This is a genomic window from Bradyrhizobium hereditatis, from assembly GCF_020329435.1.
GTDB lineage: Bacteria > Pseudomonadota > Alphaproteobacteria > Rhizobiales > Xanthobacteraceae > Bradyrhizobium > Bradyrhizobium hereditatis.
The window spans coordinates 1-15,013 of the sequence record NZ_JAGKJK010000032.1 but is presented as its reverse complement, the minus strand read 5'-3'; the positions used below and the strand labels follow the sequence as shown (position 1 = coordinate 15,013).

General features: G+C 60.2%; 9 protein-coding genes and 6 pseudogenes. 2 read left to right on the top strand and 13 right to left on the bottom strand.

Annotated elements, in window-relative coordinates; all coding sequences use genetic code 11:
• Window positions 1-319 precede the first annotated feature (319 nt).
• Window positions 320-576, top strand: a pseudogene (locus J6524_RS35995) (transposase); the annotation flags it as partial.
• A 225-nt stretch (window positions 577-801) separates the two neighbouring features.
• On the opposite strand, the pseudogene J6524_RS35990 reads toward J6524_RS35995, so the two are convergent.
• The 8 genes and pseudogenes from J6524_RS35990 to J6524_RS35955 form a co-directional block, all read right to left on the bottom strand.
• A pseudogene (locus J6524_RS35990) lies at window positions 802-2,023 on the bottom strand (transposase); the annotation flags it as partial.
• Between the two features lie 55 nt (window positions 2,024-2,078).
• Window positions 2,079-2,282, bottom strand: a pseudogene (locus J6524_RS35985) (transposase); the annotation flags it as partial.
• Window positions 2,283-2,310: 28 nt separating this feature from the next.
• The gene (locus tag J6524_RS35980) at window positions 2,311-2,682 is read right to left on the bottom strand and encodes a DUF3024 domain-containing protein (protein WP_225678614.1); all 372 of its coding nucleotides are present in this window, start codon (window positions 2,680-2,682) and stop codon (window positions 2,311-2,313) included.
• Window positions 2,683-2,691: 9 nt separating this feature from the next.
• Window positions 2,692-4,269 carry an IS66 family transposase gene (gene tnpC, locus J6524_RS35975; protein WP_225678613.1) on the bottom strand — a complete coding sequence of 526 codons (1,578 nt, stop codon included), beginning with the start codon at window positions 4,267-4,269 and terminating at the stop codon, window positions 2,692-2,694.
• A 73-nt stretch (window positions 4,270-4,342) separates the two neighbouring features.
• Entirely contained in the window at window positions 4,343-4,690 is a 348-nt protein-coding gene (gene tnpB / locus J6524_RS35970; protein WP_225678612.1) for an IS66 family insertion sequence element accessory protein TnpB, read from the bottom strand.
• Complete coding sequence (gene tnpA / locus J6524_RS35965) at window positions 4,687-5,097, bottom strand: IS66-like element accessory protein TnpA (protein ID WP_225678611.1); 411 nt, start codon at window positions 5,095-5,097, stop codon at window positions 4,687-4,689. The genes tnpB and tnpA overlap by 4 nt, the downstream gene beginning before the upstream one ends.
• Before the next feature lie 53 nt (window positions 5,098-5,150).
• Window positions 5,151-6,608, bottom strand: a complete 1,458-nt coding sequence (locus tag J6524_RS35960) for an IS4 family transposase (RefSeq protein ID WP_225678610.1) — start codon at window positions 6,606-6,608, stop codon at window positions 5,151-5,153.
• Window positions 6,609-6,736: 128 nt separating this feature from the next.
• Window positions 6,737-7,351 (bottom strand): annotated as a pseudogene (locus J6524_RS35955) (IS256 family transposase); the annotation flags it as partial.
• A gap of 60 nt (window positions 7,352-7,411) precedes the next feature.
• Here J6524_RS35955 and J6524_RS35950 point away from each other — a divergent pair.
• Window positions 7,412-7,655: pseudogene (locus tag J6524_RS35950) on the top strand (integrase core domain-containing protein); the annotation flags it as partial.
• A gap of 490 nt (window positions 7,656-8,145) precedes the next feature.
• On the opposite strand, the gene fabG reads toward J6524_RS35950, so the two are convergent.
• The 5 genes and pseudogenes from fabG to J6524_RS35925 all read right to left on the bottom strand — a co-directional run.
• Window positions 8,146-8,826 (bottom strand): 3-oxoacyl-ACP reductase FabG, encoded by a 681-nt coding sequence (fabG, locus tag J6524_RS35945; RefSeq protein WP_225678609.1) that lies wholly within the window; start codon window positions 8,824-8,826, stop codon window positions 8,146-8,148.
• A 438-nt stretch (window positions 8,827-9,264) separates the two neighbouring features.
• Entirely contained in the window at window positions 9,265-10,998 is a 1,734-nt protein-coding gene (locus J6524_RS35940) for an N-acyl-D-amino-acid deacylase family protein (RefSeq protein ID WP_225678608.1), read from the bottom strand.
• 144 nt (window positions 10,999-11,142) lie between these two features.
• Window positions 11,143-12,690, bottom strand: coding sequence for an acetolactate synthase large subunit (locus J6524_RS35935; protein WP_225678607.1), 1,548 nt, complete (start codon window positions 12,688-12,690; stop codon window positions 11,143-11,145).
• 891 nt (window positions 12,691-13,581) lie between these two features.
• A pseudogene (locus J6524_RS35930) lies at window positions 13,582-14,559 on the bottom strand (IS481 family transposase).
• Window positions 14,560-14,723: 164 nt separating this feature from the next.
• On the bottom strand, window positions 14,724-15,013 hold a 290-nt coding region (locus J6524_RS35925), incomplete at its 5' end, for an ATP-binding cassette domain-containing protein (RefSeq protein ID WP_512699563.1).

Genomic DNA, 15,013 nt, shown 5'->3' with positions numbered 1-15,013 from the left:
CCATGAGAAACCATTCAACGGCGCATCGGGTGCCTTGCACTGACGCAGAGGCAAACGCTTGTGACAAGAACGTCCCTGAAACGCCGGGATCGCAGTCGCGCGGAGACAACATGCGTATCCAAGCTTTCCCGACTGCCGCTGCTGTCAATCTGAATCGGTTGGCTGCAGCACTCTTCGCCATTTTGCTCGTGTTCGCTCCCCACGTTAATGATCGGATCCGTTTTCAAAGGATAGCCTCAACCTGAGGCCCGATCAGCCGCGCGCCTGCATCTGGCAAGGACGCGAATCAATCCAAAGAACGGGCTTATTCAACGCCCCCATCGTGCACCTGATCCGCAACAGCCTGGCTTTCGTGTCCTGGAAGGACAAGGCGATCCTGCCGGCGATCAAGGCGATCTACCGGGCCGAGAATGCGACATGGCGCTCGCCCGGCTCGAGGAGTTCGAGGCCGAATGGGGCAAGCGCCATCCGGCGCTCGGAGCCGCCTGGCGCAGAGCCTGGGACTAGGTCGTGCCGTTCTTCGCTTTCGCGCCGGGCATCCGCAAGATAATCTACAGCACCAATTCCCTGACCTCCTCCGCAATGGTCGAAATGACTGCTATGCTGCAGTGGCGCTTCTTGCCGCGCAGCGAACCGAGAGAAGCCCGCATCAGCAACTCGGTTTCGAGTCAGTCGGTTTTGGCGCGGCGATGTTCGCATGATGATGCGGCCTCATTTCGGCTGGGTGCGCCCGACGACAGGCTGCCGTCACGTACGAGCGCGCTCTAAGAGAAGATCCCAGCCGGACGAGTTTAGGCCGAGTTGATTGATGGCGCGAGCGAGACCGTGCCAAGTCTTGGCTTCGCCATGCACCCGCTCAACTCGCCAACGATGACGCCGATAGAAATGGTGTTCATGGTTTCCCCCACTGAGCCTCTTGCGCCGCGCTCGAAGCAACGACGGGTGGATAATATTGAATACGACCACACGCGCATGGCGGGAGGGGCTCACGCAACGTGGCCGCAGAGGACAGGCCCGACAGTCTTCGCGACTCGCATGGAAGTTGAAGAGAGCCCCGTTGCAGCTTGCCCTTGGGCCGTAGGATCTTGCCAGTTGGACAGCGCACCATGTTGTGCTTGGCGTCAAGCCTAAAGCGCCGCGTCGCTATGACCTTGCCAGGTTGCCGCTCGGCCTTGGCCAGTACGATGGCATCGATCTGGCGGTCTGCCAACGCCCGAAGAACTTTAGCATAGGCGTAGCCTGCATCCATGGTCGCCATCTTAATAGCGACACCGATTGTCATGGCGATGGCATCGAGCTGAGCTTCTACGGCCATCCCTTCGTTCTCTTCGCCGGTCGTAACCTTGACGTCGACAACGGACGCCCTTCACATCATCGACAGCCGTATGTTGCTTGTAGGAGGGTTCGAGACAGCGGTTACGACCGTTCGTCGCCATAGTCGCGTCGGGGTCGGTCGTGCAGATCTTCTTGTATTTGCCGCTCTGACGGTTTTCCAATTCAAATTCGGATGGATTGGCCGCCTCTACGTCGGCAACATGGCGCACTGCCAAAGCGTCCCAGCTCACATTCGCACGGATCAGCGATGCATCGATATGGAAGATCTCGCCGGTCGCAATCCTGGCCTGCGATGCACGCCTTCACAGTGCCCTTGAAGATGTTGCCAAAGCGCTCGGCACCCCACAGCGCTGGAGAATGCGCGTCAGCGACGAGTGGTCGGGCAGCACCTCGTGCAAACCGTAGCCCACGAATCAACGGATCGCGAGATTGACCTGCGCTTCGCGCAGCAGCCGTCGGTGATGGATGATTCCCAGCAGAAAGCCGGCAAGCATAAGCCGAACAGCCACTTCCGAGTCGATCCCGGGCGTCCGTTATCTGTGCAGTAGAGATCGGCGACCTCGTCACGCAGCCACGAGAGATCCAACACGCGATCGACGCGAGCGAGGATGTGGTCGTCTGGAACGAGCTGTCGCAACGAACCGCTGATAAACAGCTCCAGCTGATCGCGCTCTTTCCGACCCAGAATCCTGCCCACGTCGCGAATCAAAGAGAACCGGCGGGATCAATGAATCGACAACCGCAGACGTTTTCAATGCCCCCACGATGTAAGTTTGCACGATGCTGTGCGGGAACGCCGAGGTGATCGCCTCGGGAAAGCCTTTGAGCCCGTCGATCACGGCGATCAGGATGTCGTTGACGCCGCGCGCCTTGAGCTCGTTGACGACCCTGAGCCAGAACTTGGCCCCTTCGGTGCTCGATCGTATCAATCCGGCGAGGACCGCGGGTGTGCCCGAACTTGCAGAACTCCGGTGTTTAAGGTGGATGGAGCAATCCGTCGGATTTTAGCGTGTCAATCGCTTCGGAGAGGGTGAGGCCGCGATGCAGGCAGAACCATTCTCCGGTGTGACGGTGCCACTGGATGTCGAAGCGATTGCGGCTGATCCAGTCGAGGCGTGCGAACGGAGCGTCGAACTCTTCGCCGAGATTCTCCGGGAAGCCGGAGCGGTAGCGTTGAATGAAGCGATATTTGGTGCCGTGCCACTTTCCCAGGATATCGACCGGGTAGTTGAACTGTGTCGGCCGGATAGTGGGCAGGAAGCGGGGCTTCAGGAAGCCGTCGATCAGCTGCTGGCAGACGGCCGTCACCGCCGATTTGTCTGCCGCGGATAGACCGCTCGCTCTCATGTGCCCTCCTCACGCCGCCTCGAGATGGCTCGGCACGAGCTTGCGCCAGTTCCAGGGCAGAAGCTCATCCAGCCTCTTGATAGCATGATCGTTGATGCGCGCGAGCACGTCGGCGAGCCAAGCCTGCGGATCGACGTCGTTGAGCTTGGCGCTGGCAACAAGGGTGTAAATGGCAGCCGAACGCCGGCCGCCCTCATCGGAGCCGGCGAAGGTCCAGTTTCTTCTTCCTACAGCGACGGCCCGTAGCTCGCGTTCGGCGGCATTGTTCGACATGCACAGGCGCCCATCATCGAGGAAGCGGGTGAATGCATCCCAGCGGCTGAGGCAATAATTGATCGCCTTGGTCGTGTCGTTATTTTTGGAGAGCTTGGCGCGCTGCTCACGCAGCCACGCCTCCAGCTCAACGATCAGGGGGCGACTGCGCTCCTGGCGTACACGCAGACGCTCTTGCGGCGCCAGACCGTTGATCTCGCGCTCGATGGCGAACAGGACATCGATGCGCTTGACCGCCTCGGCTGCAATCGGTGCCTTGGTGAGCCGGGCGAGGTCGTAGAACTTGCGCCTACCGTGCGCCCAGCACGCGGCCTCGATGATCGGGCCTGCTTTGCGATTGGCCTCGTAGAGCTTGCCAAAACCGGCGTAGGCGTCGGCCTGCATCAGTCCGGCATAGCCCGCCAGATGCTGCTCGGGATGCTCACCGCCACGATCTGGCGAATAGAAGAATACGGCCGCCGGGGGATCCGGGCCGGCAAACGGGCGGTCGTCGCGCACGTAGGTCCAGAGCCGGCCGGTCCGGGTCTTGCCCTTGGCCAGCACCGGCACCGTGGTGTCGTCCGCATGGATGCGCTCGGCCGCGAAGACGTGGCGCCGGATCGCATCGACCAGCGGCATCAGGGTTGCTGCGGAAGCGCCCACCCAGTCGGCGAGCGTCGAGACATCGAGGTCGATGCCTTCGCGCCGGTAGACGTCGCTCTGACGATGGAGCGGCAGGTGCAGTCCGTACTTGGCGAACAGGACGTGGGCGAGGAGCTTGGGCCCGGCGCGCCCACGCGCGATTGGATGCGAGGGCGCCGGAGGTTGGGTGATCGCTTCGCAGGCCCGGCAGACGAACTTCTCGCGCACGTGCTGGATCACCTTCCACTGCCGCGGAATGAGCTCCAGCGTCTCGGTCACGTCCTCGCCGATCTTGCGCAACCGGCTGTCGCCGCAGCATGGGCAGGTGGCAGGTACTGGATAGACAATGCGCTCCCGCGGCAGATGCTCCGGCAGCGGCCGGCGCGCCGGCTTGCGGCGCTCGAATGATGGCACCGCAATCTTGTCGGCAGCGGCCATCTGTGCCGCGGTCTCGGCTTGCGCGGCGTTCTCCTCGAGATCGGCAAGCTGCAACTCGAGTTGGTCCAGCAATGCTCCGCGCTCGGAGGATTGTCCAAACTGCTCGTGACGCAGCTTCCTGATCGTGAGTTTGAGCTTCTCGATCAGCAAGGTCCGCGCCTGCGCCTCTGCTTCAGCGGCCACGCGAGCTGCTCGCTCGGCGCGCAGCATCGCCTTCAGCGTGGTCACATCGTCGGGGAGAGAATCGGCGCCCATCGCCGACTAGAGAATCACAATACGCCGTCGCTGTCCGAACTGCCGATCGCATGATCGATTCAAATCCCGGCGATCAGCCGGCCGCCTGCGGACGCCAGGTGCGTTGCGGCATGCGCCAGTCAATGCCCTCAAGCAAGTAGCCGAGCTGGGCCGGGGTGATGGTCACCACGCCATCGGCCGACGACGGCCACAGGAAACGGCCGCGCTCCAGCCGCTTGGCGTAGAGCGACATGCCCAGCCCATCATGCCAAAGGATCTTGACCAGCTTGCCGCTCTTGCCACGGAACACGTAGAGGTCGCCACCGTGCGGGTCGCGGTGCAAGGCCTCCTGCACCAGCAAGGCCAGCGAGTTCATGCCGCGCCGCATGTCGGTGTGCCCGGTCGCAAGCCACACCCGCACGCCCGACGCGATAGGGATCATCGCGGCCGCCCGTCGGCCAGCGCCGCGATGGCGGCCTTCAGCGTCGCGGCATCGACCGCGCCGGTGATCCGCATCCGCGCCCCAGCCGCAAACTCGATCTCGATCGCGCCGCCACTGGCCGGCCCGATTGGACCTGGCGCCGCCCCGGAATCCGGGACCACCCGCGCCGGTACAAAGGCTGTTTGCAGCGCCGCGGCTTGCCTCAGCTCGGGGCGAAACAGCTGTCGCCATCGGAGCAGCAAGGAGCGCGAGATGCCGTATTGCCGCGCCGTCGCCGCGACCTGGCGTGGAGCCTGCAAGCTCTCCAGAACGATCTTGAGCTTCTCATCCTCGGACCAGCGCCGCCGCCGACCGGTCTCCACCACTTCAAGCCGTTCGACTTGGGCATTGCGCTTATCACTGTCCATAAGGACAGTTCTCAACACCGCGCCTCACTCCGCAAGGTGGCCCTCACCGGCTTTCAATTACCCACAAATTCTACTCCGACCATGGCGCCCAGCGCGATGTCAGTGAGGCGTGACAGCCCGCGCCACATGACGGTATTGCCAGGCGGCGGATCGCTGGCGCGGGCGAGATAACCGCCGAGCCGGGCGATCTTGATCAGATAGTGCGAGAGCGTTTTCTGTCTTGCTTTTGGTTTGTCGTTGACGAGGCGATCGAGCACGCCGATTTCGGTCGCAGTCAACGCGAGGGTTGGCGGCGCGTCTGGGGCGGAACGGTTGAGCATCGTCATCCACAAGACCCGCCAGCTCAGGATGCAAAAGAGCGAGATCAGATTGGTCAGACGCTGGGCGGTCCTGAGCTTCGACTCCTCAGCTTTGCAGCCCGATTTGAGGATCTTGTGGAACACCTCGATCTTCCATCTCAAAGCATACCATTCGAGCTTCTCAATGGCGTCGGTGCGGGAACCAACAGGCAGGTCGGTGATCAGCTTCCAATCGATCTTCTTTCTGTTTTTCGGCGTCCCGCGCTCTTCGGCATGGATCACCGTCAGGGTCAGAGCGGGATAGCGCTTCTGCTTTCCGATCGGCGGCAGGACGCGAATCTTGCGATACCTGATCTCAAGAACGGCCTGGTCGGGATCGCCGTTGCTATCTCTGACTTCGATGCGATGGAGCCCTTTGACGGCGACCTCGTCCATTTCGTCGGCGATCGTGTGATCCCCGTCTCCAGCCAAGCGGTCGACGCAGGTCCTGATCAGGAAATGAGTTCCGATCTCCTGTGCTGCGCAGAAAAGCTCGTAAATGTCACTCTCGCGATCACCAATATGGATGCATCGTCCCGGATGATCCAACAGCTGCGTAGACTGCTTGAGATTTTCCAACCACCGGACGCTTTCCTTTTTCTCGATGGGAATCCGGGTCGGATTGATCTTCTTTTTAAGCGCTGCCGTCCCCTTGAATTTCTTCCGGGTCCAGAACTTAACGGCCGCCAACCCCAGCGGCACCCCCTCGATTGTAACCGCGAGGCTCGAATGCATCAGGATGCCGCAAACCGTGTGCGATCTGAGGCGACCCGCCTTATCCCGTCCACTGTTTATGCTCTTGGTGATGCCGATCGCTTCTGACTTCTCGCGTTGATAGCTGAACTCGGTTGTATCGTGCAGCACAAGAACGAGACCTTCAGTGGCGGCGGCACGATCACGTGTCGATTGGAAATGGCCGGCCAGAATGTCCGCTTCGCTGACCCGGTCATTAGAGAAGAAGCGGTAGGCTGCCTTGGTATTCGCCCAATCCTGGCAGACGAGCGGAATGCTTTGTCCCATGGCGCTTCCAATCTGCGTGAGCAGTTTGCGGAATCCGTCGCCGAGCCGCGCGTCCCTAAACTCGCATCCACTACTCTCTCGATCAATCCAACACTCACCTTCCAAGGACCGCAAACAGCCTTTTGCCGATCGATCCCTTAATGCCAGCCCCATAGAGCACCCCCTCGCGAATCAGGTGCTCAGCAAGGAATCACAAGTGATTCTTTCGATTCAAGATTTCGCCGATCAGCGGATCAGCCCGAGCCGTCAAAGTTATGGGTAATTGAAAGCCTCACCGGATGCGTACGCTCGATCCACAGCCCGAGCAGTCCTTCTCGTCGTCCACATTGAGCGCCAAGTAGACGGCCTTGTTCTTGACCAGGCCTTCGTCGCGGATTTTGACCCGCAGCGCGTCGCAGAACACCACGGGGTAGACCGCCTCGAGCGGCCGGTTCTGCCATTCCCGCACGAGGACGGTATTGGTGACCCGGCTGATCAGGTCGGGCGAGACCTCGGTGCCATACAGTTTCGGGGCCAGGTGGCCCTGGATCTCCCGCACCGTCATGCCGCGGGCGTACAGGCTCAAAATCTTATCGTCGAAAACGGTAAAATGCCTCTGCCGTTGGCGATCAGCTGCGGCTCGAAGCTGCCGGCACGATCGCGCGGCACCGCAATCTCGATCTCACCGTCATCCGTGAGGATCGTCTTTGAGCTCATCCCGTTGCCGCTGTTACCGGTGCCGCGCCCAGCCCGGTCGCCCTTCTCGTAACCCAGATGCGAGCGGCGCCCAGCGCCCGCTCGATCAAGGCCCTCTTCAGTTGTTTGAATAGCCCGTTCTCTCCCGTCAGGTCCTCGGGTGTCTCGTACTTGGCAAGCAGTCGGTCGAGCAGTTCAGGAGGTGATCGTCGAATCGCCATGTGAGTCTCCTTAAAAGTAAACTCACAGAAACCTACTTACACATCCTTCTTGACACCCTCCGGATGCGCGATGAACCGCTCGACGAAACCTTCTTCTACGAACTTGATGACGTCCGCAAAATCGCCAACTGGGTCGCCGACTACAATATCCGGCGGCCTCACTGATCGCTGAAATACCTCTCCCCCACGGCCTATGCTGCCCACCTCACCGCAACGGACGATCGGGCTACGAACCCCCGATCAGCTTCGCCGATCGTCCATTGGTCCTCCCGCGCCACTTGGCGTACAAACCCCGAGACTCTAATTGCCGCTAGATGAAAGTTCGGTGGCAGGTCAGCGTTCATGACCGTGATAGCGTCAATAGACGAACTGATTCTCAAATGCGGACGTCGCAAGTTGCTGAGTTGTGGGATTGCAGCTTGGAAAATCGGCCTGAACATGGAAGATAGCCATGATGTTCCCGTACTGTTTCCGTTGCCAGATTAGCCATGACCGGAAGCGCTAGTATGCTGCCCGAGGCTCAACCGTCGGAAGTCGAGAAGCTTTGGATCTCGTCGATGGGAACCCTCGCCCTCGCTGTGGTGCCGAACCTGCGCCTGGGCCAATCTGCGACCGATTCCCGTGATCCAAAACGGCAGCTCCCCGCGCGTCACCCAGCGGTTAGGTCGGCAACGTAGTCCGTCGCCTCCTTCGCTCGCACGCCCGATCTTCACGTGGCAAGTAGGCACAATAGCGGACAGAATAAGAGCATCGTCCATTCTGCAAAATTCCAGGCTGCTGTAATGCAATCGTATCTAGCCGCGTCCGGCCACCGGGATCAACGCGCCAGTGACGGCACTAGCGGCATCGCTGACCAAAAACAGGATCAACTCAGCAACCTCTCGCGGCTGAACCCATTTGGCGAAATCCGCCCCCGGCATGCTGGTGCGATTGACGGCCGTGTCGATGACTGACGGTAGCACGGCGTTGACGGTGATTTGTCCTTTGCACTCGGCGGCAAGAGCTTCCGTGAACCGATGCACACTCGATTTGGAGGCGGCGTAGGGCCCCATGCCGCCGCCCGCCGTTACCGCCGCGATCGACCCCACGTTGACGATGCGGCCAGCGGTGGATCTCGCCAGATATGGCAGCGCCACGCGCGAAGCGTTGATTGCCGTCAGCACGTTCATCGCGTACATGCGTTGCCAGGTCTTGCTGTCACCCTCAACGAGCGTTTCGAATACGAAACCGCCAGCAAGATTGAGCAGCGCGTCAAGCTTGCCGAAGTGTGCAGCCGCCTTATCGATGGCCATCTTCGCTTGCCCTGGATCTGTGAGATCGACACCGCAAATCTCCAGCCGGCCCGGTGTTTGGAGAGACTTTGATGGTAATAAATCAATGGCAGCGATGCGCGCGCCGCGGGTCATGGCTATCTCGGCGACCTCCTTACCGAGCGCGCCCAAAGCACCACTGATAACCAGTACTTTTCCGTTCATTGATTGTCTCCGTGAGCTCAGCCGCCAAGCGTAGCAGGCCGCGAATGTCAGATAATTCCGACCGAATTTGCTGAATCAGTTCAAGCTTCGGAGGCGGAGTAGCGTCGCCTCACTTGCACTGTTCGATAAAGTAGTCCTTCGTGTCGTGCGGCCCATCAGGAAAGATATAGGTCACCTCCTTGATGAATTTTGCACGAATAGCGTTGAAGTTACTTCCCGCTACTTCAATGCCGAACTTCTCGATAATGGTCCTCGTCCCTTCCTCCGAAGTGGTCGTGACCTTGTAATTAACCTTCATTCTTAGAACGGCAGTTCGGCGCCGCCTCCTCTACAGCCAAGTCTACTCCGAGCGTGGGGAACGTCCGCAATCCCAAGAATAGACATAGACACATGTGCGCTCGTACTCCCCCCTGAGAGCAGCTTGCAGCCCCCCCCGCGTCAATCCTGAGTCAGGACAGACTGCTGGGCACCTCGCACAAGCTTGCCCGGTCGGGCGCCGGTCGGCTTGCCATTGCGCTGCGTCAACACGCCCGAGACGATGGTTGCGTCATAGCCATCGACCTGCTGTACCAAGCGCCGTCCGCCCATGGGAAGGTCGTAATGCACCTCTGGCGGATGCAGATGCAGCCTCTCATAATCGATGACATTAATGTCTGCCTTGTAGCCACGCGCTATCAGTCCGCGATCTTCGAGGCCGACCGAGAGCGCGGTCCTGCGCGCTTGCGCCGCCACCACAAATGGTATCGAGAGCTTGTCACCCCGCTTGCGGTCGCGCGTCCAGTGAGTGAGCAAGTAGGTCGGGAAGCTCGCGTCACAAATGACGCCGCAATGCGCACCGCCGTCGCTCAAACCAGGCACGGCGCATGGGTCGCTCAGCATTTCCCGGACGCAGTCGAGATTGCCATCAGCATAATTCCTGGCGGGGACATAGAGCATGCCACGACCGTCGTTCGAAAGCATGGCATCATAGGCCAGCTCCTCCGGCCGCTTACCGAGCTTCTTTGCCTGCGCACCAAGCGCATTCTCCGGCGGCTGCTCGTAATCGGGCGGATCGCCGAGCAGATACACGGCATCGTAGTTCGGACGGAAGAACAGCGGGTCATCATCGTCGGTGACGCTTTCGCTCAAGATCGCGTTGCGCACCTCTGGCTGCCGCAATCGTGTCAGCCGCTCGGGAAGCGGCAAGTGTGCAATCGCCCTGTAGCTCGGACGGGGCTGGAACGGATGGCGCGATAGCTCGAGGCCAAGCAGGACACCGATCGGCCGAGCAGCGACCTGGGCGGTCACCGACAGCCCCCGCGCGGCCGCAGCATTAAATTCGTCAAGTGTCTCGCGCCAGATCCGCGGCGCCTGGTTGTACTGCGCCACCGAGTGCGTAATGTGGCATCCCGTCTTCTCGGCGATCCGCAACATCATCGGCAAGTCTTCGTGAATGGTGGAGAGATCACCCACGTATTGCAGCACACTGCGGCCCTGCTTGCGCATCGCGGATGCGATCGCAATTAATTCGTCCTCGCCTGCCTTCAATGTCGGGGTGTAATCGCCGGTCGAGGTCCGATGCGCAAGCGTACGCGAAGTGGAGAAGCCGAGCGCGCCGGCGCGCACTGCCTCGGCGGCGAGCTTTGCCATGGCAGCATTGTCTTCGGCAGTCGAAGGATCGCGGTGAGCTCCGCGGTCGCCCATTACATAGACACGCAAAGCGGCATGCGCCAACTGGGCACCGATGTCGATATCAAAGTCGCGCTTGGCCAGCCACTCCATATAATCGGGGAAGCTTTCCCATTCCCAGGGAATCCCGTCGCCCAGCACGGGCTCGGGGATATCCTCGACCCCCGCCATCAGCTCGATCAGCCGCTGATGATCATCAGGCCGGCACGGCGCAAATCCGACGCCGCAATTACCCATGATCGCGGTAGTTACACCGTTTTGGGAGGATGGTGTAAGATCATGGCTCCAGGTGACTTGGCCGTCATAATGGGTGTGAGCGTCGACAAACCCGGGTGCGATCAGCTTTCCCCGTGCATCGATCTCCTCGCGCCCCTTGCCCAAAACCTTTCCAACCTCATTGATGCGGCCGTCCTTGATTGCGATATCGGCATCGAACAGTTCAGCGCCGCGGCCGTCGGCGATTGTGCCGCCGCGGATCACAAGGTCCATATTGTTGCTCGTCATGGCGTCTTTATCCTTACTTGTCTAGAACTGAATGAGGCTTCGGAGAACGATTGATGGTCGTAGTTGAGCTTTCAACGCCAACAAACGATCTTTGCTCAACAGATCCCGCTCCGTCGAATGATTGGTGAGGGGACTTGGCTCCCACTACATGTCCACTTCGATCAAGTGCGGCCCCGGCTCGCGCACGGCTTCCACGAGCGTCTTGTTGAGATCGTCCGCTGTCGTGACCGTACGCCCCGGAACCCCCATCCCCTTGGCGAGAGCGACGAAATCGAGTGCTGGACGGTCGAGCGTGAGCATATCCTGCGCGCGCTTACCCGGCTCGCCAGCCCTGACGCTCTCGAACTCGCTGCGAAGGATCTGATAGCTCTTGTTGGCGAATACGACGGTGACCACATCGAGCCCCTCACGCGCCTGGGTCCATAAGGACTGTATGGTGTACATGGCGCTGCCATCGCCGACCATGCACATCACCTTGCGATCTGGGCAAGCGACCGCGGCACCCGTCGCAACAGGCATGGAAAAGCCGATCGATCCACCCATATTCTGCAACCAATCATGCGGCGCAGCCGCCGCGGTCAGAGGGAAGAATCCGCGGCCACTGGTGATAGATTCATCCACCACAACTGCATTTTCCGGGATTGCACAGGCGATCGCCTGCGCAATCGATGTTAAGGTCAACGCGCCGGTTGGCTTAATCAGCTCCGCGAACTCTTCCCGCTCGCTGTCGCGCGGCTTGGCTTGGAGTGCGTGCGTCAGCGCCTCCAACGCTGCGACCGAGTTCTCGCCCCAGTCGGTCATGCGATGAAGCTGGCAGCCCTGGGGCTTCAGCAGGCTCGGCTTGTTCGGATAGGCAAAGAAGGCGACGGGATCGCTGGCTTCGACCAGGATGATGTGGCGAAAATCCTTCAGCAGGAGAAGCGCTTGGTCAATCACATAAGGGATGCGGTCGATGGAGAAGCGCCCGCGGCCCCGCGCCATGCGCGGGTGGAACGTGGGAGCCATGACCCGACACCCCGTCTTTCCGGCAATCCGCTGCGCCAGCACCAATCCGTGCTCGCTCAGCGCCCCGCCGCCCATCAGGAGCAGCGCTCGACTGCCGTCGCCGCGCAGAATCTTGGCAGCAACGTCGACCGCCTGTGGCGAGTAGGACGGGCACAGCTTCGCCGCCGGCACCTCGGCAATGCCATCAGCCTCGTTCCAAGCGGCATCCGCGGGAAGGATGAGGGTCGCAATTTGCGCCGGCGAACTCTTGGCCGCAGCGATCGCCGCGGCCCCGTCGGCAGCGACCGACCTGGCGTCCGGCGAGGTGCGCACCCAAGTCGACACCGGCCGCGCCAGACCCTCGATGTCTGAGGTCAGCGGCGCGTTGTAGCTGATGTGGTAGCCGGCGTGCTGGCCGACGATATTGACGATGCCGGAATGCGCCTTCTTGGCGTTGTGCAGATTGGCAAGACCATTCGCGAGGCCAGGACCGAGATGCAGAAGCGTCGAGGCAGGCTGCCCCCTCATGCGGAAATAGCCGTCGGCCGCCCCCGTCGCCACCCCCTCAAACAAGCCGAGCACACAGCGCATGCCCGGCAACCGGTCGAGCGCCGCGACAAAATGCATCTCGGAGGTGCCTGGATTGGCGAAACAGACGTCAATCCCGCCCGTCAACAGGGTTCTAACCAGACTTTCCGCACCGTTCATTCGCCCCGCCCCCGATCAGATCTAAGCAGCCCCTCGAGGAACAAGCCCGATCGCCGCGCCAAAGGGCACCAGTATCGCAGCCAACATGCGCGAGGCGTCGCCGCACGGCCAATCGCCTCCGAGCGGGACCGCGCCGCCTCAGCTGAAGTCGCCACAGCATTTTGCAAAGTGGCTCCTACGGAAAACCCACCCACCCCCCTCAAGTAGCAATCAATCTCCATCGCGTTCCTATCGACTCGGCAGCCCGCGCGCATATCGCCTTGCGCTAATTCTTTCCGTTGGCAGCGCTTGGCTGTGAAGGTGTACATTGAGTAAAGCGACACGCTCTTCGAGAGTCCTACGCCAGCCTGAGCAGCGAGTGTAGTGACACTTGGGTCTCATTTGATGCAATGACATGCTCGAACGAGCCAAAATCCTGCGCTACGGCCGCCACTCTCGATGAAATTCATCCGAGCGATGGGCGCGCGACCATCTGATTTCCGACTCGCTTTACGACGCAGCCGACCGCAGACAATCACACTGGCCGAGCTGAAGAGTTTGCTTACCTGTCGAAAGCGCAAGAACACAATAATTCTCGTTGTTGACGCCGGCTACCCCACGCGCGCTGCAGATCAATGTGTGAGTGCAGCCCCTGTGTACCGGCAATTGAGCAGCTTGAGCGGCGCGCTGTCCGCTAATGGGGGCCAAGCTACAATTCAGTCTCGATAGCTCACGAATCCTGAACGCGCTGCTCTCGTCAGGACGAGGATCATGGCCGGCACGCGTATCCGCGCGCCATGCACGTCCGCGAGCCACACTGGATTGAGCCTGCCACAGCGATGCCATGTCGCGCATCGACGGCACCTTACATTTCTCGATAGTCGCCTCCAAGCATGAATTGGTCAGAGGCTATCATATCTGGCTTGTGTCCCTGTTTAGTCCCGGCATTTGCTGGAGCGGATTGGGTTTGAATCGTTCTTGCTGGGAAGTCCAGCATTTGCAGATGTATTCGTAAGGTGTGAGGCCCTTCAGGATTTCAGCCGCCGACCGTAGTTGTAGGCGTTGATGAAGTTGGCAAGGTGAGCTTCGAGCTGATCGTGTCGATCGTAATAGTAACGTTGGACGGTCGCTTCCTTGATCGTGCGGTTCATGCGCTCGACTTGGCCATTGGTCCAGGGATGTTTGATCTTGGTTAGTCGATGTTCGATCCCGTTTTCTTGGCAGCGCAGATCGAACATATGCGTCACATATCTTGCCATCGGGCCGTCCGGATAGCGGCGGGAAGGTGAACTGGATCCCATTGTCGGTGAGAACGTGTGGATCTTGTAGGGGACTGCCGCGACCAGGACTTCGAGGAACGCCGCGGCGGAGGTCCTTCCCGTCTTCTTGACCAGTTGCACGAAGGCGAACTTGCTGGTGCGATCGATGGCGACGTAGAGGCAGAGCTTCCCTTCAGCGGTCTGGAGCTCGGCAATGTCGATGTGGAAATAGCCGATAGTATAAGCCTTGAACTTTTTCTTCGAACGCTTGCCACCTTCGACCTCCGGCAAACCGGCTGATGCCGTAGCGCTGAAGTCAGCGATGCAGAGATGATCGCGTCAGATGCGGGATGGTTGGCTGCAGCGCATAGAGGCAATCGTCGAGTGGCAGCAGCGTATGTCGCCGGAAAGCGACGATGATCGCCTCCTCCTTGATGGAAAGGACAGTCGACTTGCCTTCCTTGGGGCCTGTCGAACGATCGGCGACGGTCTCGCGCTGCTTCCACTTCGCACCAGTCTTCTGGTTGATCCCGTAGCGCTTGGCGAGTGCTCTCAGGCTCTCTTGACTATTTCGTATTGCTCGACGGACTGCCTCCATCGTGGTGGCGCAGCCGTATAAAACTTGTCCCATAGCGCATCCTTATCGTGCACTAAGAATGCACCATCAAGCTTGGGACTAGACACCTAGCGCGTTGAGCACGCCGATCTCTGAAAGCCTTCCATTTCGATACTGGATCAGATGTCTTAAGAGCGGCAAGAGGAGCTCAGAGACGGCCTTCATGGCCATAGCTAGCGTCAATGGTTCAGGACGGACTGCAGGAATGAGCGCGTGCGCTCAGATTCGGGATGGCTGAAGATCTTGTCAGGAGAGCCCTGCTCGATGATGCGGCCGGCATCGAAGACGACAATGCGGTCACAGACCTCGCGTGCGAAGCGCATCTCGTGGGTGACAATCAGAAGTGTCACCTTCGTCTCGTGGGCTACACCTCGGACCACGTCGAGAACTTCTCCAGCGAGTTCAGGGTCGAGCGCCGAGGTGATTTCGTCGAGCAGGAGTATCTCAGGTTTCAGGATTAGTGCCCGTG